Here is a 22,487-nt window from a genome sequence, read left to right as displayed (position 1 = left end):
GCCGGGCGTCAGCCGCGGGTCAGGTCCGGCTCATCCGGGAACGGCCCAGGGATCGTAGTTGCCGAAGTTCCAGATGTGGCCCTCGGGGTCGGCGCAGGTGAAGCCGCGCGCGCCGTAGTCCTCGTCCTTGATCTCCAGCAGGATCTGCGCGCCTGCGGCCTTGGCGCGCGCATAGACCGCGTCGGGATCGGACACCACGAGGAAAGCGCTCTGCGTCTCGGCGCCACCGATCTCGTCGGGCTGGCGGATCAGCCGGCCCCAGGGCGTGGGCTCGGTGCTGACCGATCCCAGCATCACCATGCCGTTGCCGAACACGAGCTGCGCATGGGCGACCTGGCCCTTGTCGTCCAGGTGGACCGCATGGCGCTCGAAACCGAAGCTCGTGCAGAGCCAGTCGATCGCGGCCAGCGCGTCGCGGTAGCGCAGGCAGGGGATGACGCAGGCGCGGCCGGGGAGGGCGGGGGAGTTCGCCATCTCAGGTCTTGCTCGCGCAGTTGAACATCCAACAGATGCCGAAGCGGTCGGTCAGGCTGCCGAAGTAGTCGCCCCAGAACATTTCCTGCAGCGGCATCTGGACCGTGCCGCCCGCGGACAGGGCGGCGAACAGCCGGTCGGTGTCGGCGCGCGTGTCGGGCTCCAGGTTGATGTGCACGTTGTTGCCCTGGGTGAGCTGAAAGCCCATGGACTCGGGGGCGTCCGTGCCCATCAGCACATGCTCGCCCAGCGTGGCGAGTTCCACGTGCATCACGAGTTGCTTGTCGGCGTCCGGCAGCGGCGGCTGCCCGGGCATGGCGGGTGCCTCGCCCATGCGGTGCACGCCGCCGATGAAGTCGCCACCGAACACGCTGCGGTAGAAGTCGAAGGCTTCCTCGGTCTGGCGGTTGAAGTTGAGGTAGGTGCTGACGCGGGCCATGGAAACTCCTGTGGAGGTTGGGGGACAGGTGCACGACGCGCCGGCGGGCCAGGAATCGACAGCGGCGCTTGCCGGACACAAGATCCCTCAATATACTGGTTAAACAACCAGTACTCAAGCCATGGCCACCGAGACCACCATCCCCATCACGGCGCTCAGGGGCCGCGGCGCCGCCACGCGGATCGCGCACCGTTTCTCCAAGGACGCGCGCGACGCCTTCGACGATGGCTGGGGCACGTTGCAGACCGATGACGACCAGGCCGCTGCGCCGCTGCAGACCGAGGTGATCTTCGAGGAGGCGAAGAGCGCCATCGTGCAGCAGCAGTCGCCCGACATCTACTTCGAGCAGTCCATCAATCCCTACCGCGGCTGCGAGCACGGCTGCATTTATTGCTTTGCCCGGCCCACGCACAGCTACCTGAACCTCTCGCCCGGCCTGGACTTCGAGACCAAGATCATCGCCAAGCGCAACATCGCACAGCTGCTGCGCGCCGAACTCGCGCGCCCGCGGTATGTGCCGCAGGGCCTGGTCATCGGCGTGGCGACCGACTGCTACCAGCCCGTGGAGCGCGAGTTGCGGCTCACGCGCGGCCTCGTCGAGGTCCTGCACGAGGCGCGGCACGCGTTTTCGCTGATCACCAAGTCCAGTGGCGTGGAGCGCGACCTGGACCTCATCGCACCCATGGCCGCGCAGCAACTGGCCGCCGTCTACGTGACCATCACCACCCTGGACGCCGGCGTCGCGCGCACGCTGGAGCCGCGCGCCGCCTCGCCGCAGCGCCGGCTGCGCACCATCCGCACGCTGGCCGAGGCGGGCGTGCCCGTGGGCGTGAGCGTGGCGCCGCAGATCCCCTTCGTGACCGACGACATGGAACAGGTGCTGGCCGCGGCCTGGGATGCCGGCGCGCGCAGCGCGTTCTACACCGTGCTGCGCCTGCCCTGGGAGGTGGCGCCGCTGTTCCGCGAATGGCTGGCGCTGCACCTGCCCGACCGGGCCGAGCGCGTGATGGCGCGCGTGCAGGAGATGCGCGGCGGCAAGGACTACGACAGCGACTTCGCCACGCGCATGAAGGGCAGCGGCATCTGGGCCGAGCTGATCCGCCAGCGCTTCGAGAAGGCCTGCGCGAAGCTGGGCTTCAACCGCGAGCGCGCGGGAGCCGACCTGGGACTGTTCCGTCGGCCGGCACTGGACGGGCAGACCAGCCTGTTCTGAAAGCAGGACGCGGGCCCGGGGCCCGCGTTCCTTGTCAAGCGCTGAAGAACTTCTTCAGCCGGTCGGTCCAGCTGTCGCCGGACGGCGAATGCTTGCCGCCGCCCTTGCGCAGCGAGTCTTCCAGCTCGCGCAGCAGCTTGCGCTGGTGCTCGGTCAGCTTGACCGGCGTCTCCACCGCGATGTGGCAGTACAGGTCGCCCGGGTAGCTCTCGCGCACGCCCTTGATGCCCTTGCCGCGCAGGCGGAACTGCTTGCCGGCCTGTGTGCCTTCGGGGATGTCGATGGCCGCTTTGCCCGACAGCGTGGGCACCTCGATCTCGCCACCCAGCGCCGCCGTGATGAAGCTCACCGGCACGGTGCAGTGCAGGTCGCCGCCGTCGCGCTCGAAGATGTCGTGCTTCTTGATGCGCATCTCGATGTACAGGTCGCCCGGCGGGCCGCCGTTGGACCCGGGCTCGCCGTTGCCGACCGAGCGGATGCGCATGCCGTCGTCGATGCCGGCGGGGATCTTCACCTCCAGCGTCTTTTGCTTCTTGATCTTGCCCTGGCCATGGCAGGCGCTGCACGGCTCGGGAATGATCTTGCCGGTGCCGCGGCAGGTCGGGCAGGTCTGCTGCACGCTGAAGAAGCCCTGGCGCATCTGCACCGCGCCCTGGCCGTTGCAGGTGGTACAGGTCTTGGGCTGGGTGCCGGGCTTGGCGCCGCTGCCATGGCAGGTGTCGCAGGCCTCCCAGCTCGGGATGCGGATCTGCGCGTCCTTGCCGCGGGCGGCCTCCTCGAGCGTGACCTCCATCGCATACGATAAGTCGCTGCCGCGGAAGACCTGGCGGCCGCCGGCACCGCCGCGCCCGCGCTGCTGGCCGAACATGTCGCCGAAGATGTCGCCGAAGGCCTCGGCGAAGCCGCCGAAGCCTTCCGCGCCAGCGCCACCGGGGCCGCGCATGTTCGGGTCCACGCCGGCATGGCCGAACTGGTCGTAGGCCGAGCGCTTCTGCGCATCGGTCAGCATTTCGTAGGCCTCCTTGGCCTCCTTGAACTTCTCTTCGGCGGTCTTGGCTGTGTCACCCTGGTTGCGGTCCGGGTGGTGCTTCATCGCCAGCTTGCGATAGGCTTTCTTGATCTCGTCTTCCGAGGCGTTCTTGGGCACCCCGAGGACTTCGTAGTAATCGCGTTTGGACATGGTTCGTTCGGGTCGGCTCTGCGCGCTCGGTCAAACGGGAACGCCGCGTGCAACCTCTGGGTGGCTGCAGCGCGGCGTACGGGTGGGTCGGATCAGCCCTTCTTGACTTCCTTCACCTCGGCGTCGACGACATCGTCGTCGGCCGGCTTGGCCGAGGCCTGTTGCTCACCGGCACCCGGTGCTGCACCGGCACCGGCGCCAGCCGCAGCGCCTTCGGCCGCCTGCTTGGCCTGCATGTCGGCGTAGACCTTCTCACCCAGCTTGGCCGAGGCCGTCATCAGCGCGGTGGTCTTCTCGTCGATGGCAGCCTTGTCCTCGCCCTTGAGCGCCTCGTCCAGCGCCTTCAGGGCGGTTTCGATGGCTTCCTTCTCTGCGGCCTCGAGCTTGTCGCCGTGCTCGGCCAGGCTCTTCTTCACGCTGTGCGCCGAAGCCTCGCCCTGGTTGCGGGCCTGGATCAGCTCCAGCTTCTTCTTGTCGTCGGCCGCGTTGAGCTCGGCATCCTTCACCATCTGCTGGATCTCGGCCTCGGACAGGCCGGAGTTCGCCTTGATGGTGATCTTGTTTTCCTTGCCCGTGCCCTTGTCTTTGGCGCCCACGTGCAGGATGCCGTTGGCGTCGATGTCGAACGACACCTCGATCTGCGGCGTGCCGCGCGCTGCCGGCGGGATGCCTTCGAGGTTGAACTCGCCCAGCAGCTTGTTGCCCGACGCCATCTCGCGCTCGCCCTGGAACACCTTGATCGTCACGGCCGGCTGGTTGTCGTCGGCGGTCGAGAAGGTCTGCGCGAACTTGGTCGGGATGGTGGTGTTCTTGGTGATCATCTTGGTCATCACGCCACCCAGCGTCTCGATGCCCAGCGACAGCGGCGTCACGTCCAGCAGCAGCACGTCCTTGCGGTCACCCGACAGCACCTGGCCCTGGATGGCCGCGCCCACGGCGACGGCTTCATCGGGGTTCACGTCCTTGCGCGGCTCGCGGCCGAAGAACTCCTTGACCTTCTCCTGCACCTTGGGCATGCGGGTCATGCCGCCGACCAGGATCACGTCGTGGATGTCGGCCACCGACACGCCAGCATCCTTGATGGCGGTGCGGCAGGGCGCGATCGTGCGCTCGATCAGCTCTTCGACCAGGGCCTCGAGCTTGGCGCGCGACAGCTTGATGTTCAGGTGCTTGGGGCCGGAGGCATCGGCCGTCACGTACGGCAGGTTGATGTCGGTCGCGGCGCTGTTGGACAGCTCGATCTTGGCCTTCTCGGCGGCTTCCTTCAGGCGCTGCAGGGCCAGCACGTCCTTGGACAGGTCGACGCCCTGTTCCTTTTTGAACTCGGCAATGATGTAGTCGATGATGCGCTGGTCGAAGTCTTCGCCGCCCAGGAAAGTGTCGCCGTTGGTGGACAGCACTTCGAACTGCTTCTCGCCATCGACATCGGCGATCTCGATGATGGACACGTCGAAGGTGCCGCCACCCAGGTCATAGACGGCGATCTTGCGGTCGCCCTTTTCCTGCTTGTCCATGCCGAAGGCCAGCGCAGCGGCGGTCGGCTCGTTGATGATGCGCTTGACTTCCAGGCCAGCGATGCGGCCGGCGTCCTTGGTGGCTTGGCGCTGGGCGTCGTTGAAGTAGGCCGGCACCGTGATCACGGCTTCGGTCACGGGCTCGCCCAGGTAGTCCTCGGCGGTTTTCTTCATCTTGCGCAGGATGTCGGCGGAGACCTGCTGGGCAGAGATCTTGTTGCCGCGCACCTGCACCCAGGCGTCGCCGTTGTCGGCGGCCACGATCTGGTAGGGCATCAGGTCGATGTCCTTCTGCACTTCCTTCTCGGTGAACTTGCGGCCGATCAGGCGCTTCACCGCGTACAGCGTGTTCTTGGGGTTGGTCACGGCCTGGCGCTTGGCCGAGGCGCCGACCAGCACTTCGCCGTCTTCCTGGTAGGCGACGATGGACGGCGTGGTGCGCGCGCCTTCGGAGTTCTCGATGACCTTGGGGGTGTTGCCTTCGATGATGGACACGCAGCTGTTGGTGGTGCCGAGGTCGATGCCGATGATTCTTGCCATGTTGGTTTCTCCTGCTCTTCCTGAGATATTGGGTGACTGTTGGCCTCTTGGCCGACTGTTGCTAACGTGTGGATAACCCGGTGGGTTTCAAGGGGACGTCGTGTGGATCGCCGGTGCAGATCACTGCGGCGCCGCCACCGTCACCAGCGCCGGGCGCAGCACGCGCTCGGCAATCAGGTAGCCCTTTTGCAGCACGCTGACCACGGTGTTGGCTTCCTGCCCGGTGCCGGGCACCATGCTGATGGCCTGGTGCTGGTGCGGATCGAACTTCTCGCCGGCGGCGGGATTGATCTGCAGCACCTTGTTGCGCTCCAGCGCGCTCTTGAGCTGGCGCAGCGTGGCCTCTGCGCCTTCGCGCACCTGGGCGATCGTCGCATCGGTGTGCGACAGGCCGGTCTCCAGGCTGTCCATCACGGGCAGCAGGCTCTCGGCAAAGCCCTCGACGGCGAACTTGCGCGACTTGGCGATCTCGTCCTCGGCGCGGCGGCGGGCGTTCTCGGCCTCGGCCTTGGCGCGCAGGAACTGGTCGGCCAACTCGGCGCTCTTGGCCTTCAGCGTGGCCAGTTCGGCCTGGGTCTGGGCCAGCACATCGGCCTCGGTGGCGAATGCCGCGGCCTCGCGTTCCTCTGCGGTGTAAGGAGAAGGCTCGGCGGACTTGTCGTTCGGTTGGGTCGGGTCTGTCATGCGCTTGAATGGCTTGAAAAAGGTCACAACGGCTAACAGTTAGGGATTGACCCTGTCGTTTCAAGGGTCGACCCGCACGGAAGGCGAAAAAAAGCCGGCGAGTTGCCGGCCCGTGCGGTGCTGGCCGCGCTCAGGAGACGGCCAGCAGTTCCACGTCGAACTTGAGCGTGGCGTTCGGCGGGATCACACCGCCGGCGCCGCGTGCGCCGTAGCCCAGCTCGGCCGGGATGATCAGCGTGCGCTGGCCACCGACCTTCATGCCGGCCACGCCTTCGTCCCAGCCGCGGATGACCATGCCGGCGCCCAGGCCGAATTCGAAGGGGTCGTTGCGGTCGCGGCTGGAGTCGAACTTGGCGCCTTGCGCGCCGTCCTGGTAGAGCCAGCCCGTGTAGTGCACCGTCACGTGTTGGCCGGGCTTGGCCTCGGCGCCGGAGCCCACGGTGGTGTCCTCGAATTGCAGGCCGGAAGCGGTGGTCGTCATGTGGGCTCCTGAAAGTGCAGGCGCCCCGAAGAGGGGCGCCGAAAAGCCGCGGATTATGCCAGCAGACCCCGTCGGCCCAGGTCGCGCATCAGCGCGCCGGCGCCGTAGGTCCAGGGGGCGATCCGGTCGCTGTGGTTGACGCGGTTGGCCAGGAGGCCCAGGCGCGGCGTGGCCACCGTGACCACGTCGCCGATGGCGTGCGTGAAGCCCTGGCCCGGCCCATGGCGGTCCTGCGTGGGCGCGAACATGGTTCCGAGGAACAGCACCAGGCCGTCGGGGTACTGGTGGTTCTTGCCGATGGCCTGGCCCGCCAGGTCCAGCGGGTCGCGGCTGATCTGGGCCAGGTTGCTGGTCCCGGCCATGGCGAAGCCATCCTCGCCGGTCACGCGCATGGACAGGTCGGTGCGGCGCACGTCGTCGATGCCGAATCCGGCGTCGAACAGCCGGATGAAGGGGCCGATCGCGCAGGAGCCGTTGTTGTCCTTGGCCTTGCCCAGCAGCAGCGCGCTGCGGCCCTCGAAGTCGCGCAGGTTCACGTCGTTGCCCAGCGCCGCGCCCTTGACGCGGCCGTTGCTGTCGATCGCCAGCACGACCTCGGGCTCGGGGTTGTTCCAGGCGCTGCCGGGGTGGATGCCGACCTCCGCGCCCGTGCCCACGGCACTGAGCGGCTGCGACTTGGTGAAGATCTCGGCGTCCGGGCCGATGCCCACCTCCAGGTACTGCGACCAGGCGCCCTGGGCGATCAGCACCTCCTTGAGCCGCAGGGCCTCGTCCGAGCCGGGGCGGATGCTGGCCAGGTTGTCGCCGATCACGCCGACCACAGCGCGGCGCACGGTCTCGGCGCGGCCGGCGTCGCCGCGGGCCTGCTCCTCGATCACGCGCTCGAGCATGGAAGCCACGAAGGTCACGCCGGCGGCCTTGACGGCCTGCAGGTCGCAGGGCGCCAGCAGCCAGGGCAGGGCGGGGTCGCGGGCGTCCCAGGCCGAGTTGGCCAGCACGGCCGCGGTGTCGGCGATGCGCTCGCCGCCGTGTTCGCGCACGGCCGCGGCCGGATCGTCGTGCTCGAGCAGCGCGCTACAGGTCGGGTCCAGGCGCGACAGGTCGTACACGCCGTCGGCGCGCACCTGGACCAGCACGGCGCCCAGGCCCTCCTGCCAGACGCGACCGATCAGCACGGCGTCTGCGTGGTCCTGGGGCAGCACGGCTTCAGGCCGCAGGTGGTGGTGCATCGGGTTCTTCTCCGTCGGTGGTGGGTGGTGTCGTGGTGGTGGGCGCCTTGCGCGGCCGGCCCGCCGCCCACTTCTGGGCGAAGGCCGGCAATTCCCCGAGCCGGCGGACCAGGTCGGTGCCGGCCGGCGTGAGCAGGTAGCCGTCGCTGCCGTGCGTGAGCAGGCCGGCCTCGCGCATCTCCTTGATGCGCGTGTTCAGCGTGTTGGGCGTGACGCCGCCCACGCTGTCCTGCAGCAGCCGGAAGGTCTGGGCATGGCCATCGCGCAGGGCCCACAGCACCCGCATGGCGTAGCGGGCCTCGAGCAGGGCCAGCAGCTGGAAGATGGCAGGCTTGTCCCGCGCGTTCACGAGCGCCTTCCTCGGCGGGCAAGGGGGGCACGGTGCGGCGCTGCGGGCATCGACAAATTGTGCCAGCGGCGTATCCGAGTGCAACACCCGATTGCGTGGCCGCAGCCGCTGCGGGCATGCTGCGCGCGCCCGCAATTCCACCAAGCTGAGGAAACATGTCCGCCTACGCAGAGTTCTACCGCCGCTCGCTCGAAGACCGCGATGCCTTCTGGGCCGAGCAGGCCCGGCTCATCGACTGGCAGCAGGCGCCGCAGACCATCTGCGACGACAGCCACGCGCCGTTCACGCGCTGGTTCGCGGGCGGCACCACCAACCTGTGCCACAACGCCGTGGACCGGCACCTGGCCACGCGCGCCGACCAGGCCGCGCTGATCCATGTCTCGACCGAGACCGGTGTGGAGAAGACCTACAGCTTCGCCGAGCTGCATGCCGAGGTGCAGCGCATGGCGGCGGCACTGCAGGCCCTGGGCGTGGGGCAGGGCGACCGCGTGCAGATCTACATGCCCATGGTGCCAGAGGCGGTGTTCGCGATGCTGGCCTGTGCGCGCATCGGTGCCATCCACTCGGTTGTGTTCGGCGGCTTCGCCTCGGGCTCGCTGGCCTCGCGCATCGAGGATGCGGAGCCGCGCGTGATCGTCAGCGCCGACGCCGGTTCGCGCGGCGGCAAGGTGATCCCCTACAAGCCGCTGCTCGACGAGGCCATCCGCCTGTCGCGCCACAAGCCGCCCGCCGTGCTGCTGGTCGACCGCGGCCTGGCACCGATGGAACGCACCGCCGGCCGCGACCACGACTACGCCCAGTTGCGCCAGCAGCACCTGGACACCGTCGTGCCGTGCGCCTGGGTCGATGCCACGCACACCAGCTACACGCTGTACACCAGCGGCACCACGGGCAAGCCCAAGGGCGTGCAGCGCGACACCGGCGGCTACGCCGTGGCGTTGGCCGCCAGCCTGCCGCACATCTTCATGGGCCGACCCGGCGAAACCTTCTTCTGCACCAGCGACATCGGCTGGGTCGTGGGCCACAGCTACATCGTCTATGGCCCGCTGATCGGCGGCATGGCCACCATCCTGTACGAAGGCCTGCCCACACGCGGGCTGGACGGCAGCAACGATCCCGGCATCTGGTGGTCGCTGGTCGAGAAATACAAGGCCACGGTGATGTTCAGCGCGCCCACGGCCGTGCGCGTGCTCAAGAAGCAGGACCCGGCGTACCTGCAGAAGTACGACGTCTCCAGCCTCAAGGCGCTGTTCCTGGCCGGCGAGCCGCTGGACGAGCCCACGGGGCGCTGGATCGCCGATGCGCTGGGCGTGCCCATCATCGACAACTACTGGCAGACCGAGACCGGCTGGCCGCTCATGACGGTGGCCAACGGCGTGGAGAAGCAACCCAGCAAGTTCGGCAGCCCCGGCGTGCCGATGTACGGCTTCGACGTGCGGCTGCTCGACGAGGCCACGGGCGAGGAATTGAAGGGCCCTGACCAGAAGGGCGTGCTCGTCATCCAGGGCCCGACGCCGCCGGGCTTCATGCAGACCGTGTGGCGCGATGACGCGCGCTTCGTGAAGACCTACTGGGACAGCATTCCCGGCAAGCGCGTCTACAGCAGCTTCGACTGGGGCGTGCGCGATGCCGATGGTTACTACTACATCCTGGGCCGCACGGACGACGTGATCAACGTGGCCGGCCACCGCCTGGGCACGCGCGAGATCGAGGAGAGCATCTCCGGCCACCCCAACGTGGCCGAAGTCGCGGTGGTCGGCGTGGCCGATGCGCTCAAGGGCCAGGTGGCCATGGCCTTCGTCGTCGCGCGCGATGCGAGCGGGCTCGCCGACGATGCGGCGAAGCGGAGGCTGGAGGGCGAGATCATGAAGGTCGTGGACGGCCAGCTCGGCGCGCTGGCGCGGCCGGCGCGCGTGCAGTTCGTCGGCGTGCTGCCCAAGACGCGCAGCGGCAAGCTCTTGCGCCGCGCGATCCAGGCCGTCTGCGAAGGCCGGGACACGGGTGACCTGACGACCATGGAAGACCCGGGGGCGCTGCAGCAGATCCGGGATGCGTTCGCAGGCTGAGATCGCGCAGCGGGACTGGTCTCAGGATGCCTGTGGGCGCGGTGGCCGGCGGGCCCCAGGCGGGCGCCGCTTTCCGGTCCGGTTGATCCATTCGCGGGCGGGCTTCTCGATCAGCGGATGCGACAGTGCGGCGGCTGCGAGAGACAGCGCCACCATGCTCGCGGATTGAAGATACAAGCCGGCCCGGTCTTGCACGGCCAGGGTGCCTGCGTCGCGGAGCACGTTGTGGATCTGGATGACGAGCCAGTGCCACATGTAAAGCGAGAAAGATATCTCGCCCAGATACACCGCAGCGCGTCGGCTGAGTGCTTGGGACACTGCGCCACGATTGGTGCCGAGCGTGGCGATGAGCAGGGCGATCGCCGGCACGAACACGTGCCAGTAGCGTCGGTCGAAAAGCGCCAGCGCGGCCAGCGCGACGAGTGCGGCGCCATAGATCTCGAAGCGCATGGTCCCCGGCGGCGGGTGCAGTGTGTCGCGCACCTGGTAGACCAGGAAACCCAGCACGAACTCGAAGAACACGCGGACCATTCCGCCCGAGGACATGCCCCCGTAGTGGTTCCAGCCTCGCGACACGATGATGGCGACGTAGGTGCCTGCCAGCACAGCCATCAAACTGAATGCGAGCTGCTTGCTTCGGGGCGAACTTGACACGCGTTTCGCATAGGCCCACAGCAGCAGGGGAAACACGAGATACATGAACCACTCCGCGCTGATCGACCAGGAGACCATGTTCCAGGACGGACCGATGAACCCCCAGTTCTGCATCAACAGAAGGTTGAGAACGAACGAATCCACCCCGAAGTACGTCTGGTATCTCGGCGCGAACCCGGGAAGCCACAGCACCAGCGCGACGGTGGCCAGCAGTGTCGCCAGGTGAAGGGGATAGATCCGCGCCAGCCTGGCTTTGAGAAATCCGGTAGCGAATGCGGCAAATCCGTCGACGCGGGACTGGCGCATGTAGACATGGGCCATGATGAAGCCACTCAGCACGAAGAACAGATCGACACCGAACCCGCCATTGCGGAACCACGACACGACGAACAGGTCGTCCTTCGGAAATGTTTCGTGGACGTGAAAGACCACCACGACCAGCGCCGCGATGCCACGGATCGCAGTGAGGGCAGGAATGGCATCGGGGCGCGATGGTGTGGACATTGGAAGATGTGCCGCGGGTGCGTCATCACGGAGTGCGCGATTCTGTCACCACGCGCGAGCCCGGCCGGGCGCCGGGCAGCAGCACAAGCCAGCCCCTAGAGTTTCGGCCAATCGGAACAGGGAGCTCCATATCTTGGAAAGGCGTGAGTTCATCCACCGTGGCAGTGGTGCCGCCATCGGGTTGGCGTTCGGGGGCCTTGCTGCCGGCAGACGCCACGGCTGCCGCCGATGTGTCCGGCTGGAACCGGGCGGCGTTCCAATCCAGGCTGCTGGCCGACGTTGTCAAGGCCCTGGGGGGCGGCGCGCTCATCGAGAGCAAGGAAGTCTTCCTGCAGACGCCCGATATCTCCGACAACAGTGCGGCGGTGCGCATCGGCGTGCAGTGCATGCTGCCCGGCACGACGCTGCTCGCGCTGCTGGTCGAGAAGAACCCCAATGCACTGGCAGCGCTGTTCGACATTCCCTCAAGCACAGACGCCAACGTGGCCACCAACGTCAAGATGAACCAGTCCTCCAATGTCTACGCACTCGCCAAGGTCGGTGACAGGTTTCATTTCGCGGTGCGCGAAGTCAAGGTCACGTTGGGTCGCTGCGGCGCCTGAGGGAGCAAACGTCGATGAGCGAAGCCATGCAGATCCGAGTCCAGAGCGACAAGACCACGGTGCGCGTGCTGTTTAGCCACGAGATGGAAAGAGGACAGCGCCGCGATGCGGCCGGCAGGCCCATCGCAGCCCGGTTCATCCAGAGCACGCGCGCCATGCAGAAGGGCCGTGTCGTCCTGAGCGCGCAATGGGGTCCGGCCGTGTCGAGGAACCCCTTCCTGCAGTTCGGCTTCAATGGCGGCAAGCCTGGCGACAAGCTCGCGCTGAGCTGGATCTACATCCGCAGCGACGAGGTCGCCATCGGCTGATGGCGCTTACGTGAGATCGGTGCAACACCTCCTGGTGCCAGCCGCCGCAGTTTGTTTTCGGTGTGATAATCCGCGCCGAACTAAGGCCCTTCCTTGCCACAGTCGCATCCGCCAACCGGTTCAGCCGTGCAGCGGAAGGTTAATTCACCACCTAATGTTCCCCAGAGGGGAGCGGAGGTCAGCGCAATGAGTGCAACGCCACCGTCGGTCTACACGGCGTACTTAAACAACACCTATCTCTTCGGGGGCAACGCGCCCTATGTCGAAGAGCTCTACGAGAACTACCTCGCCAACCCGGGCAGCGTGCCCGACAACTGGCGCGAGTACTTCGATGCGCTGCAGCATGTGCCGGCCGTGGATGGCTCCAACATGCGCGACGTGCCGCATCTGCCGGTGGTCAACGCTTTTGCCGAGCGCGCCAAGCAGGGCCAGACCACCGTCGTGGTGGCCAGCGGCGCCGATTCGGAAATGGGCCGCAAGCGCACCGCCGTGCAGCAGCTCATCGCCGCCTACCGCAACGTGGGCGCACGCTGGGCCGACCTAGACCCCTTGAAGCGCGACGTGCGCGACGACATTCCCGAACTGGAACTGTCGTTCTACGGCTTCTCCGACGCCGACCAGGAAATCGTCTTCAACACCAGCAACACGTTCTTCGGCAAGGAGACGATGTCCCTGCGCGACCTGACGAACGCGCTGCGCGAAACGTACTGCGGCACCATCGGCGCCGAATACATGTACGCCACCAGCCAGACCGAGAAGCGCTGGTGGCAACAGAGGCTGGAAACCATCCGCAGCAAGCCCAGCTTCGATGCCCAGAAGAAGAAGGACATCCTGGACCGCCTGACCGCGGCCGAGGGCCTGGAACGCTTCCTGCACACCAAGTACGTGGGCCAGAAGCGCTTCTCGCTGGAAGGCGGCGAGAGCTTCATCGCCTCCATGGACGAGCTGGTGCAGCTGGCCGGCCAGCGCGGCGTGCAGGAAGTCGTGATCGGCATGGCCCACCGTGGCCGCCTGAATGTGCTGGTCAACATCCTCGGCAAGCTGCCCGCCGACCTCTTCGCCGAGTTCGACCATACCGCGCCGGAAGACCTGCCCGCCGGTGACGTGAAGTACCACCAGGGCTTCTCCAGCGACGTGTCCACGCCTGGCGGCCCGGTCCACCTGTCGCTGGCCTTCAACCCCTCTCACCTGGAGATCGTGAACCCGGTGGTCGAGGGCTCGGTCAAGGCCCGCCTGGACCGCCGCGGCGACACCGAAGGCGACACCGTGCTGCCCGTGCTGGTGCACGGCGACGCGGCCTTCGCCGGCCAGGGCGTGATCATGGAAACGCTGGCGCTGGCCCAGACGCGCGGCTACTACACCGGCGGCACGGTCCACATCGTCATCAACAACCAGATCGGCTTCACCACCAGCGACCCGCGGGACAGCCGCTCCACGCTGTACTGCACCGACGTCGTCAAGATGATCGAGGCCCCGGTGCTGCACGTGAACGGCGACGATCCAGAAGCCGTGGTGCTGGCCACCCAGCTCGCGCTGGACTACCGCCAGGAGTTCAACAAGGACGTGGTCGTCGACATCGTCTGCTTCCGCAAGCTGGGCCACAACGAGCAGGACACGCCCAGCCTGACGCAGCCGCTGATGTACAAGAAGATCGCCCAGCACCCCGGCACGCGCAAGCTGTACGCCGACAAGCTGGCCGCGCAGGGCCTGGGTGACACGCTGGGCGACGACATGGTCAAGGCCTACCGCGCCGCCATGGACGCCGGCAAGCACGCCGAAGACATCACGATCAGCAACTTCAAGAGCAAGTACGCGGTCGACTGGGCGCCGTTCCTGAACAAGCGCTGGACCGATGCCGGCGACACCGCGATTCCGCTGACCGAGTGGAAGCGCCTGGCCGAGCGCATCACGACCATCCCGGACAGCGTCACGCCGCACCAGCTGGTCAAGAAGGTCTATGCCGACCGCGCCGCCATGGGCCGTGGCGAGATCAACGTGGACTGGGGCATGGGCGAGCACATGGCCTTCGCTTCGCTGGTGGCCAGCGGCTACCCGGTGCGCCTGTCGGGCGAGGACTGCGGCCGCGGCACCTTCACGCACCGCCACGCCGTGATCCATGACCAGAACCGCGAGAAGTGGGACACCGGTACCTACACGCCGCTGCACCACGCGGCCGATGGCCAGGCGCCCTTCGTCGTGATCGACTCCATCCTGTCCGAAGAGGCCGTGCTGGGCTTTGAATACGGCTACGCCTCCAACGACCCCAACACGCTGGTGATCTGGGAAGCGCAGTTCGGCGACTTCGTCAACGGCGCGCAGGTCGTGATCGACCAGTTCATCGCCTCGGGCGAAGTGAAGTGGGGCCGCGTCAACGGCATCACGCTGATGCTGCCGCACGGCTACGAAGGCCAGGGCCCCGAGCACAGCTCGGCCCGCCTGGAACGCTTCATGCAGCTGGCGGCCGACACCAACATGCAGATCGTGCAGCCGACCACGGCCAGCCAGATCTTCCACGTGCTGCGCCGCCAACAGGTTCGCAACCTGCGCAAGCCGCTGATCATCATGACGCCCAAGTCGCTGCTCCGTAACAAGGACGCGACCTCGCCGTTGACCGAGTTCACCAAGGGCACGTTCCAGACCGTCATCCCGGACCAGAGCGAAGCCGTGGCCAAGAATGCGGCCAAGGTCAAGCGCGTGATCGCATGCTCGGGCAAGGTCTATTACGACTTGGTCAAGAAGCGCGAGGAGCGTGGCTCCGACGACGTGGCCGTCATCCGCGTCGAGCAGCTCTATCCGTTCCCGCACAAGGCTTTCGCCACCGAACTGAAGAAGTACCCGAACCTGGTGGACGTGGTGTGGTGCCAGGACGAGCCGCAGAACCAGGGCGCCTGGTTCTTCGTGCAGCACTACATCCACGAAAACATGAGCGAAGGCCAGAAGCTCGGCTATGCCGGCCGCGCCGCCTCGGCGTCTCCCGCAGTGGGCTATGCCCACCTGCACCAGGAGCAGCAAAAGGCCCTCGTGGATGCCGCCTTTGCCAAGCTCAAGGGCTTCGTGCTGACCAAGTGACAAGCAGTCTGAACAGAACAAACCGGAAATAAGAACATGGCGATCGTTGAAGTGAAGGTTCCGCAACTGTCGGAATCGGTGGCCGAAGCCACCATGCTGCAGTGGAAGAAGAAGGCCGGCGAGGCCGTGGCCGTCGATGAGATCCTGATCGAGATCGAGACCGACAAGGTCGTGCTCGAAGTGCCGGCGCCCGCCGCCGGCGTGCTGGCCGAGATCGTGCAAGGCGACGGCGCCACCGTCGTGGCCGACCAGCTGATCGCGAAGATCGACACCGAAGGCAAGGCCGGCGCCGCTGCGCCCGCACCGGCTGCTGCGGCAGCCGCTCCCGCGCCGGCTGCTGCCAGCGCTCCTGCGGCAGCTCCAGCCGCCGGCGGCAGCAAGGGCGATGTGGCCATGCCGGCCGCCGCCAAGCTGCTGGCCGAGAACAACCTGTCGGCCGGCGACGTGGCCGGCACCGGCAAGGACGGCCGCGTGACCAAGGGTGACGTGCTGGGTGCCGTGGCCGGCGGTGCCAAGCCCGCCGTGGCCGCACCCGTGGCAATCCCGACCGGCGCACCGAAGAGCGTGCTGCCGCAGGTCGCCGCCCCCGCGGCACCGAACCTGGGCGATCGCCCCGAGCAGCGCGTGCCCATGAGCCGCCTGCGCGCCCGCGTCGCCGAGCGCCTGCTGCAGTCGCAGTCGACCAACGCCATCCTGACGACCTTCAACGAAGTCAACATGGCCCCGGTCATGGAGATGCGCAAGAAGTTCCAGGACCAGTTCACCAAGGAGCACGGCGTCAAGATCGGCTTCATGAGCTTCTTCGTGAAGGCGGCCGTGCATGCGCTCAAGAAGTACCCGGTGCTGAACGCTTCGGTCGACGGCAACGACATCGTCTACCACGGCTACTTCGACATCGGCATCGCGGTCGGTTCGCCGCGCGGCCTGGTGGTGCCCATCCTGCGCAATGCCGACCAGATGAGCTTCGCCGCGATCGAGAAGAAGATCGCCGAGTACGGCAAGAAGGCCGCAGACGGCAAGCTGGGCATCGAAGAGATGACCGGTGGCACGTTCTCGATCTCCAACGGCGGCACTTTCGGCTCCATGCTGTCCACGCCCATCATCAACCCGCCGCAGTCGGCCATCCTCGGCGTGCACGCGACCAAGGACCGCGCGGTGGTGGAGAACGGCCAGATCGTGATCCGCCCGATGAACTACCTGGCCATGAGCTACGACCACCGCATCATCGACGGCCGCGAAGCCGTGCTGGGCCTGGTCGCCATGAAGGAAGCGCTGGAAGATCCCTCGCGCCTGCTGTTCGACATCTGATCGCAGCCAGCCTCCAGCAACGCCCCGCCCTCGGGGCGTTGTTCCATTGAATTCAGGAATTTCTCACCATGTCCCAAGCATTCGACGTCGTCGTCATCGGCGGCGGCCCCGGCGGCTACATCGCCGCGATCCGCGCCGCGCAACTCGGTTTCCAGGTCGCCTGCATCGACGAATGGAAGAACGGCAAGGGCGGCCCGGCCCCGGGCGGCACCTGCACCAACGTGGGCTGCATTCCCTCCAAGGCGCTGCTGCAATCGTCCGAGCACTTCGAGCACGCCAACAAGCACTTTGCCGACCACGGCATCACGGCATCCGACGTCAAGATCGACGTGGCCAAGATGCTGGCGCGCAAGGACACCGTCGTGAAGCAGAACAACGACGGCATCCTGTACCTGTTCAAGAAGAACAAGGTCACGTTCTTCCACGGCCGCGGCTCCTTTGCCAAGGCGGAAGGCGGCGTCTACGAGATCAAGGTCGCGGGTGCCAAGGAAGAAGCCATCACCGGCAAGCACATCATCGTGGCCACGGGCTCGAACGCCCGCGCGCTGCCGGGCGTGCCCTTCGACGAAGAGACCGTGCTGTCCAACGACGGCGCGCTGCGCGTCGGTGCCGTGCCCAAGAAGCTGGCGCTGATCGGCTCCGGCGTGATCGGCCTGGAAATGGGCTCGGTCTGGCGCCGCCTGGGCGCCGACGTCACCATCCTCGAAGGCCTGCCGACGTTCCTGGGTGCGGTCGACGAGCAGATCGCCAAGGAAGCCAAGAAGGCCTTCGACAAGCAGGGCCTGAAGATCGAGCTGGGCGTGAAGGTCGGCGAGGTCAAGGCCGGCAAGGCGGGCGTTTCTGTCGCCTACACCAATGCCAAGGGCGAAGCCCAGAGTCTGGACGTGGACAAGCTGATCGTCTCCATCGGCCGTGTGCCCAACACCATCGGCTTGAACGGCGAAGCCGTGGGCCTCAAGCTCGACGAGCGCGGCGCCATCATCGTGGACGACGACTGCAAGACCAGCCTGCCCAACGTCTGGGCCATCGGCGACGTGGTGCGCGGCCCGATGCTGGCGCACAAAGCCGAGGAAGAGGGCGTGGCCGTGGCCGAGCGCATCGCCGGCCAGCACGGGCATGTCAACTTCGACACCGTGCCCTGGGTCATCTACACCAGCCCCGAGATCGCCTGGGTCGGCCGCACCGAGCAGCAGCTCAAGGCCGATGGCGTGGCGTACAAGGCCGGTACCTTCCCGTTCCTGGCCAACGGCCGCGCGCGCGCACTGGGCGACACGACCGGCATGGTCAAGTTCCTGGCCGACGCCAAGACCGACGAGATCCTGGGCGTTCACATGGTGGGGCCGCAGGTCAGCGAGCTGATTTCCGAGGCCGTGGTGGCCATGGAGTTCAAGGCCAGCGCCGAGGACATCGCGCGCATCTGCCATGCGCATCCTTCGCTGTCCGAGGCGACCAAGGAAGCCGCGCTGGCCGTCGACAAGCGCACGCTGAACTTCTGACGCATGACGGGACCGGTCCGGGCGGCCTACGACGCGGAGCTGGCCGCCCGCGGTTACCAGAGCGACCCCGCGCAGCTGCGCGCGGTGGCCGCGCTGGAGCGTTGCGCCGCCGAGTGGGCGGCCTACAAGGACAAGCGCTCCAACGCATTCAAAAAGCTGATCCACCGTCTGCCCATCCCCAAGGGCGTCTACATGTACGGCGGGGTGGGACGCGGCAAGAGCTTCCTGATGGACTGCTTCTTCAACGCCGTGCCGATCAAGCGCAAGACGCGGCTGCACTTCCACGAGTTCATGCGCGAGGTGCACCGCGAACTGGTGGACCTGCAGGGCACGGTCAACCCGCTGGACGAACTCGGCCGGCGCATCTCCAAGCGCTACAAGCTGATCTGCTTCGACGAGTTCCACGTCGCCGACATCACGGACGCGATGATCCTGCACCGGCTGCTGCAGGCGCTGTTCGACAACGACGTGGGCTTCGTGACCACGTCCAACTTCGTGCCTGACGGGCTGTACCCGGACGGCCTGCACCGCGACCGCATCCTGCCTGCCATCGCGCTTCTGAACGCGCAGATGGAGGTGGTCAACGTGGACAACGGCACGGACTACCGGCGCCGCACCATGGAGCAGGTCAAGCTCTACCACACACCGCTTGGCGCCGAGGCCGATGCGCAGATGACGGAGGCGTTCAATCGCCTGGCCGACCACAGCGACGAGGATCCGCTGCTGCACATCGAGGCGCGCGAGATCCGCGCGCGGCGCAAGGCCGGCGGCGTCGTCTGGTTCGACTTCCGCACGCTATGCGGCGGCCCGCGCTCGCAGAACGACTACCTGGAACTGGCCAGCCGCTTTCACACCGTGCTGTTGTCCGACGTGCCTGCCATGCCGGTGCGCATGGCGTCCGAGGCGCGGCGCTTCACCTGGCTCGTGGATGTGCTGTACGACCGGCGCGTCAAGCTCATCATGTCGGCCGCCACGCCGCCCGAAGAGCTGTATACCGAAGGCCCTCTGGCGCACGAGTTTCCGCGAACCGTGTCACGCTTGAACGAAATGCAGTCCGTCGAATTCCTCGCGCTCGAACACCGCACCGTGGACACGGGGCTCACATGAAGGCCGCACGCCTGTGCGCCGGCTTGGCGCTGCTCTGGGTTGCGCAAGCCTGGGGCCAGAGTTCCACTGCGGTGAGCCCGGAGCAACTGGTGGCCGAGCGTGCACGCATCGCCAGCGAGCGCGCGGCCATCGCCACACGCTTCGCCGCGGAAGAGCGCGCCTGCCACCAGCGCTTTGCGGTCAACGACTGTCTGAACCGCAACCTGGCCTGGCAGCGCGCGGCCCTGGCCGACCTGCGGCGCCAGGAAATCGCGCTCAACGACGGCGAGCGGCACCGGCGCGCTGCCGAACGCCTCGACAGCCTGGAAGAGAAGAGCCGCGCGAATGCGGCGGGCCAGGCCGACCTACCTGTGGCCGATCCGCACACGCCCCATGCCGCGCCGCGGCCCGGTGGCGGCAAGCTGCCGAAAGCCGGCGAGCCCGCGCCGCGCGTACCCGATCAGGCCGCCATCCGCCAATACCAGGAACGCATGGAGCACAAGCAGGAGCGCCATGCCGAGGCCGAGGCCCAGCGCGCCGAGAAGGCCGCGCAGGGCGAGGACGAGGCACGCCGCCATGCCGCGCGCGTACGCCAGGCCGAGGAACGCAAGGCCAGCGTGCTGCGGCGCAACGCGGCCGAACCCAGCAAGGCCCGGGCGCTGCCCGACCCTGCGCCCTGAACCGCTTCAGGCCAGGTCTTCGATCACAAGCCGGCGGTACTTCTCGGCGAACGAGAAGGGCGCCTGGCGCACCACGCGCATGGCCGCCTCGGTGTCGTCGGCGTCTGGCGCATGCACCATGACAGCCCAGTGGCCTTGGCCTGCCAGCGCAGCGTATTGGCGCACAGTGGCAGCTTCGGTGCCTGCCGAGGGCAGGGGGATGTCGGCGCTGCCCACGGTGCGGACCACCTGTTCCAGGATCTGCTGTGGCGACAGCAGCATGACGGGCTTTTCCGACAGGCTGTCGCGCTCCAGTGCCTCGGCGGTGCTGCGGGCATCCTGCTCGGTGGGAAACATCGCGAACACGTAGCCGGTGGGATAGAAGACGCCAGCCAGCGTGAGCATGTCTGGGTCAAGTGCGAAGGCATGCATGCGGAACTCCTTGTGGTGTTCCTGCCATTGCAGCCCACACCGGGTGCCGCCGCTGTCGGCCGCGGCGGCTGCCCGGTGTAGGACGCGCTCAGAGGCTGCCGGCCGGCAGCGGCTCCAGGCGCATCGTGGGCTCGCCGACCACACGGGCCTGGCTCTGCAGCGCATCGACCACGCGGTTGGCGAAAAAGCTGTTCTGCGTGTCCGGCTCCAGCGCGGCCACGACCAGGTTGGCCAGGGGCTGCGACAAGGGCACGTAGTAGCTGCCCATGGGCGTGTCGAGCACACCGCGGGCCAGCGCCACCTCCACCTGCACGATGGGCGCGGCGTCGGCGATGGCGCCGCGCACGTCGCTGCGCTCGCCGCTGGTGCGTGCGGTCTCGCGGTAGCTCTCGCCCAGCACGGCGCCGGGTTCGGCGACGCGCATGACCTGCACGCCGAGTTGCTGCAGGCGCTCCACGGCCTGTGTCGCGGCAGCCGCCAACCAGTAGCCGCAGGGGCGGCCACGGGTCTTGAGCGGGCGCAGCTCGAGCGCGGAGTTCCAGTCCACGTCGATGGAGCGGTCGGCGCCCGTGGCCGGATCCAGCATCACGAGCGCGCGGCGCTGCGGCGTCGGGCCGGCGCTGGTCACCATCTCGCCGCGGCAGGCGTTGCCGGCGGCCTCGCGGTCCATGTAGGAGCGCACCTTGCCGAGATCGTCGGCGCGTTGCGAGGCGCTTTGCAGCACGCTGGTCAGCGCCACCACCTGGGTGTGAACGCGGCGCTGGATGTGCAGCCGGCCGATGCCCACGCCGCGCGTCTCCAGCAGCAGGCTGACCGAATTGCGCAGGCCGAAGACATTGCGGCCGGTGTCGGGCTGGGTGCCGCCCATGGAGATGCGCAGGTCGTTCGGATCGGTCGAGGTGGTGTAGTACCACTCGTTGGACAGGCCCTCGCGGTTCAGCGCGGCCACCAGTGGGCGGCGGAACCATTCCTCGGAGGCACGCGGCATGAATTCGGACAGGTTGGCCGTGGTGGCGTACTGCAGCAGCGCGTCGAACTTCTGGATGGCACCGAACTTCTCGAGGAAGCGGCCGACCACGGTGTACTCGTGCGCGTCCACGGTCACGGCGGGCTGGTAGTCGCGCTGCAGGCGTGCCAGCGCGCGTGCCTCGGGCGTGCGCAGCAGCAGGTGGTCGCGGTTCATGTCGATGCCGCCAGCCGTCACGCGCTTGCCGGCAGCTGCACCATCGGGATTGGCGCGCGGCACCAGAACCACGTTGATGCGGTCCAGCAGCGGTTCGAGCCGGCCCCGGGCCAGCTCACGCGCGAGCACCAGCAGGGCCTCGGCCGGGGCCGGTTCGTCGCCATGCTGCTGGCCGACCAGGAGCACCGTGGGCTTGCCGCTGGCCAGCAGCGCCGCCGGATCGGTCGATGCTGCGCGCGTGAGCACCAGGGCCTCGAGCGGCGTGCCGCTCTGCGAAGCGCCCAGGCCGAGAAGGCCGATGCGGCTGCGGCCACCGCTCGCGGCTGCCAGGTCGCGCAGCCAGCCGGAGATTTCGCTGTTGCTGCTGAACTGGTCGCGGCCGCTGGCCAGGCCCGGCGTCTGGTAGACGGTAGAAGGGTCGGGGAAGCGCGCCGCGACCTCGGGGCCGTAGGGGGCCGCGCCAGCGCCCGCGGCAGCTTCGGCGGGAGCTGCCGCACTGGCGGCGCCAGGTGGCGGCACGGCTTCGACGATGACGGCCGGCGCCGGGCTCGTCGCCGCGGGCGCACTGGCGGCAGCGCTGCCCATGTTGACGACGGCCGGCGCCGTGCGCGCAGCCGCGCGGTCGGAGGGCCAGGGCGGCAGGGGCGTGCTGCCACAGGCGGTGAGCAGCGCGAGCGCGGCCGGGGCCAGCGCGCGCAGGAGATGGGGACGAAGCTTCATGGGGCGTCGGGCAGGGGTCAATACTGGCTCTGGCTGGGCGGTGCCAGCACCGCCATCAGCGCCTCGGCGGTGACTTCGAAGGACAGCAGCTTGCGCTCGGTACCAGGCAGCGAGGCCAGCAGTTCGCGCGTGGCGTCCAGTTCATGGCGCAGGCCCTTGATGGCGTCGAGATCGCCCCGATGCGGTGCCAGCAGCAGCTTGACTGCCGCCAGCAGGGCCAGCTGCGAGCCGGCGGAATCATCAGGGTTCAGGGGCATGGAGGTCTCCGTCGCTGGATGCGTGAGGCGCACAGTATGC

At 67.6% G+C, this 22,487-nt stretch carries 21 protein-coding genes; 9 read left to right on the top strand and 12 right to left on the bottom strand.

What is annotated here, in order from left to right; all coding sequences use genetic code 11:
• Positions 1 to 30: 30 nt before the first annotated feature.
• Positions 31 to 474 (bottom strand): VOC family protein, encoded by a 444-nt coding sequence (locus tag ASF45_RS20070; RefSeq protein WP_056666698.1) that lies wholly within the window; start codon positions 472 to 474, stop codon positions 31 to 33.
• Position 475: 1 nt separating this feature from the next.
• Complete coding sequence (locus ASF45_RS20065) at positions 476 to 913, bottom strand: VOC family protein (protein ID WP_056666695.1); 438 nt, start codon at positions 911 to 913, stop codon at positions 476 to 478.
• Between the two features lie 121 nt (positions 914 to 1,034).
• Here ASF45_RS20065 and ASF45_RS20060 point away from each other — a divergent pair, with 121 nt between their 5' ends.
• On the top strand, positions 1,035 to 2,126 hold the full coding sequence (locus ASF45_RS20060; RefSeq protein WP_056666692.1) for a PA0069 family radical SAM protein: 1,092 nt from the start codon (positions 1,035 to 1,037) through the stop codon (positions 2,124 to 2,126).
• A 34-nt stretch (positions 2,127 to 2,160) separates the two neighbouring features.
• Here ASF45_RS20060 and dnaJ read toward each other — a convergent pair whose 3' ends face one another.
• The 6 genes from dnaJ to ASF45_RS20030 all read right to left on the bottom strand — a co-directional run bounded on the left by dnaJ (position 2,161) and on the right by ASF45_RS20030 (position 8,103).
• Positions 2,161 to 3,306, bottom strand: a complete 1,146-nt coding sequence (gene dnaJ, locus ASF45_RS20055; protein WP_056666689.1) for a molecular chaperone DnaJ — start codon at positions 3,304 to 3,306, stop codon at positions 2,161 to 2,163.
• A 92-nt stretch (positions 3,307 to 3,398) separates the two neighbouring features.
• The gene (gene dnaK, locus ASF45_RS20050; protein WP_056666685.1) at positions 3,399 to 5,360 is read right to left on the bottom strand and encodes a molecular chaperone DnaK; all 1,962 of its coding nucleotides are present in this window, start codon (positions 5,358 to 5,360) and stop codon (positions 3,399 to 3,401) included.
• Between the two features lie 120 nt (positions 5,361 to 5,480).
• Complete coding sequence (grpE, locus tag ASF45_RS20045; RefSeq protein ID WP_056667052.1) at positions 5,481 to 6,044, bottom strand: nucleotide exchange factor GrpE; 564 nt, start codon at positions 6,042 to 6,044, stop codon at positions 5,481 to 5,483.
• Positions 6,045 to 6,174: 130 nt separating this feature from the next.
• Complete coding sequence (locus ASF45_RS20040; RefSeq protein WP_056666683.1) at positions 6,175 to 6,525, bottom strand: FKBP-type peptidyl-prolyl cis-trans isomerase; 351 nt, start codon at positions 6,523 to 6,525, stop codon at positions 6,175 to 6,177.
• Positions 6,526 to 6,578: 53 nt separating this feature from the next.
• A complete protein-coding gene (locus ASF45_RS20035) occupies positions 6,579 to 7,754 on the bottom strand; it encodes a fumarylacetoacetate hydrolase family protein (protein ID WP_056666681.1) in 1,176 nt (391 codons plus the stop codon).
• A complete protein-coding gene (locus ASF45_RS20030; protein WP_235580980.1) occupies positions 7,732 to 8,103 on the bottom strand; it encodes a helix-turn-helix domain-containing protein in 372 nt (123 codons plus the stop codon). The genes ASF45_RS20035 and ASF45_RS20030 overlap by 23 nt, the downstream gene beginning before the upstream one ends.
• A gap of 155 nt (positions 8,104 to 8,258) precedes the next feature.
• Between ASF45_RS20030 and ASF45_RS20025 the strand changes: the two genes are divergently transcribed.
• Positions 8,259 to 10,169 carry a propionate--CoA ligase gene (locus ASF45_RS20025; RefSeq protein WP_056666678.1) on the top strand — a complete coding sequence of 637 codons (1,911 nt, stop codon included), beginning with the start codon at positions 8,259 to 8,261 and terminating at the stop codon, positions 10,167 to 10,169.
• 21 nt (positions 10,170 to 10,190) lie between these two features.
• Here the strand turns inward: ASF45_RS20025 and ASF45_RS20020 are convergent, their stop codons facing one another.
• Positions 10,191 to 11,327 (bottom strand): acyltransferase, encoded by a 1,137-nt coding sequence (locus ASF45_RS20020; RefSeq protein ID WP_056666674.1) that lies wholly within the window; start codon positions 11,325 to 11,327, stop codon positions 10,191 to 10,193.
• Positions 11,328 to 11,485: 158 nt separating this feature from the next.
• Between ASF45_RS20020 and ASF45_RS20015 the strand changes: the two genes are divergently transcribed.
• The 7 genes from ASF45_RS20015 to ASF45_RS19985 all read left to right on the top strand — a co-directional run bounded on the left by ASF45_RS20015 (position 11,486) and on the right by ASF45_RS19985 (position 19,876).
• The gene (locus tag ASF45_RS20015) at positions 11,486 to 11,929 is read left to right on the top strand and encodes a thiosulfate oxidation carrier protein SoxY (protein ID WP_235580979.1); all 444 of its coding nucleotides are present in this window, start codon (positions 11,486 to 11,488) and stop codon (positions 11,927 to 11,929) included.
• Positions 11,930 to 11,943: 14 nt separating this feature from the next.
• A complete protein-coding gene (gene soxZ, locus ASF45_RS20010; RefSeq protein ID WP_200932182.1) occupies positions 11,944 to 12,237 on the top strand; it encodes a thiosulfate oxidation carrier complex protein SoxZ in 294 nt (97 codons plus the stop codon).
• 186 nt (positions 12,238 to 12,423) lie between these two features.
• Positions 12,424 to 15,306 carry a 2-oxoglutarate dehydrogenase E1 component gene (locus ASF45_RS20005; RefSeq protein ID WP_056666669.1) on the top strand — a complete coding sequence of 961 codons (2,883 nt, stop codon included), beginning with the start codon at positions 12,424 to 12,426 and terminating at the stop codon, positions 15,304 to 15,306.
• 36 nt (positions 15,307 to 15,342) lie between these two features.
• Entirely contained in the window at positions 15,343 to 16,614 is a 1,272-nt protein-coding gene (gene odhB, locus ASF45_RS20000; RefSeq protein ID WP_056666666.1) for a 2-oxoglutarate dehydrogenase complex dihydrolipoyllysine-residue succinyltransferase, read from the top strand.
• 68 nt (positions 16,615 to 16,682) lie between these two features.
• Complete coding sequence (gene lpdA, locus ASF45_RS19995) at positions 16,683 to 18,110, top strand: dihydrolipoyl dehydrogenase (RefSeq protein WP_056666662.1); 1,428 nt, start codon at positions 16,683 to 16,685, stop codon at positions 18,108 to 18,110.
• A 3-nt stretch (positions 18,111 to 18,113) separates the two neighbouring features.
• Positions 18,114 to 19,217: a cell division protein ZapE gene (zapE, locus tag ASF45_RS19990; RefSeq protein ID WP_056666659.1), complete on the top strand. Its 1,104-nt coding sequence runs from the start codon at positions 18,114 to 18,116 to the stop codon at positions 19,215 to 19,217.
• Positions 19,214 to 19,876: a hypothetical protein gene (locus tag ASF45_RS19985; RefSeq protein ID WP_056666656.1), complete on the top strand. Its 663-nt coding sequence runs from the start codon at positions 19,214 to 19,216 to the stop codon at positions 19,874 to 19,876. The genes zapE and ASF45_RS19985 overlap by 4 nt, the downstream gene beginning before the upstream one ends.
• Positions 19,877 to 19,882: 6 nt before the next feature.
• Here the strand turns inward: ASF45_RS19985 and ASF45_RS19980 are convergent, their stop codons facing one another.
• The 3 genes from ASF45_RS19980 to ASF45_RS19970 form a co-directional block, all read right to left on the bottom strand.
• Positions 19,883 to 20,287 carry a hypothetical protein gene (locus ASF45_RS19980; RefSeq protein WP_056666654.1) on the bottom strand — a complete coding sequence of 135 codons (405 nt, stop codon included), beginning with the start codon at positions 20,285 to 20,287 and terminating at the stop codon, positions 19,883 to 19,885.
• A gap of 88 nt (positions 20,288 to 20,375) precedes the next feature.
• Positions 20,376 to 22,190 (bottom strand): M14 family metallopeptidase, encoded by a 1,815-nt coding sequence (locus ASF45_RS19975; RefSeq protein ID WP_056666651.1) that lies wholly within the window; start codon positions 22,188 to 22,190, stop codon positions 20,376 to 20,378.
• Between the two features lie 17 nt (positions 22,191 to 22,207).
• Positions 22,208 to 22,447, bottom strand: coding sequence for a hypothetical protein (locus ASF45_RS19970; protein WP_056666648.1), 240 nt, complete (start codon positions 22,445 to 22,447; stop codon positions 22,208 to 22,210).
• Positions 22,448 to 22,487 lie beyond the last annotated feature (40 nt).

The sequence above is a fragment of the Pseudorhodoferax sp. Leaf265 genome (assembly GCF_001422365.1).
In the GTDB taxonomy this organism is placed as follows: domain Bacteria; phylum Pseudomonadota; class Gammaproteobacteria; order Burkholderiales; family Burkholderiaceae_C; genus Pseudorhodoferax.
Note: the sequence above shows the minus strand (reverse complement) of the source record. Positions and strands in the feature narration are given on the sequence as shown.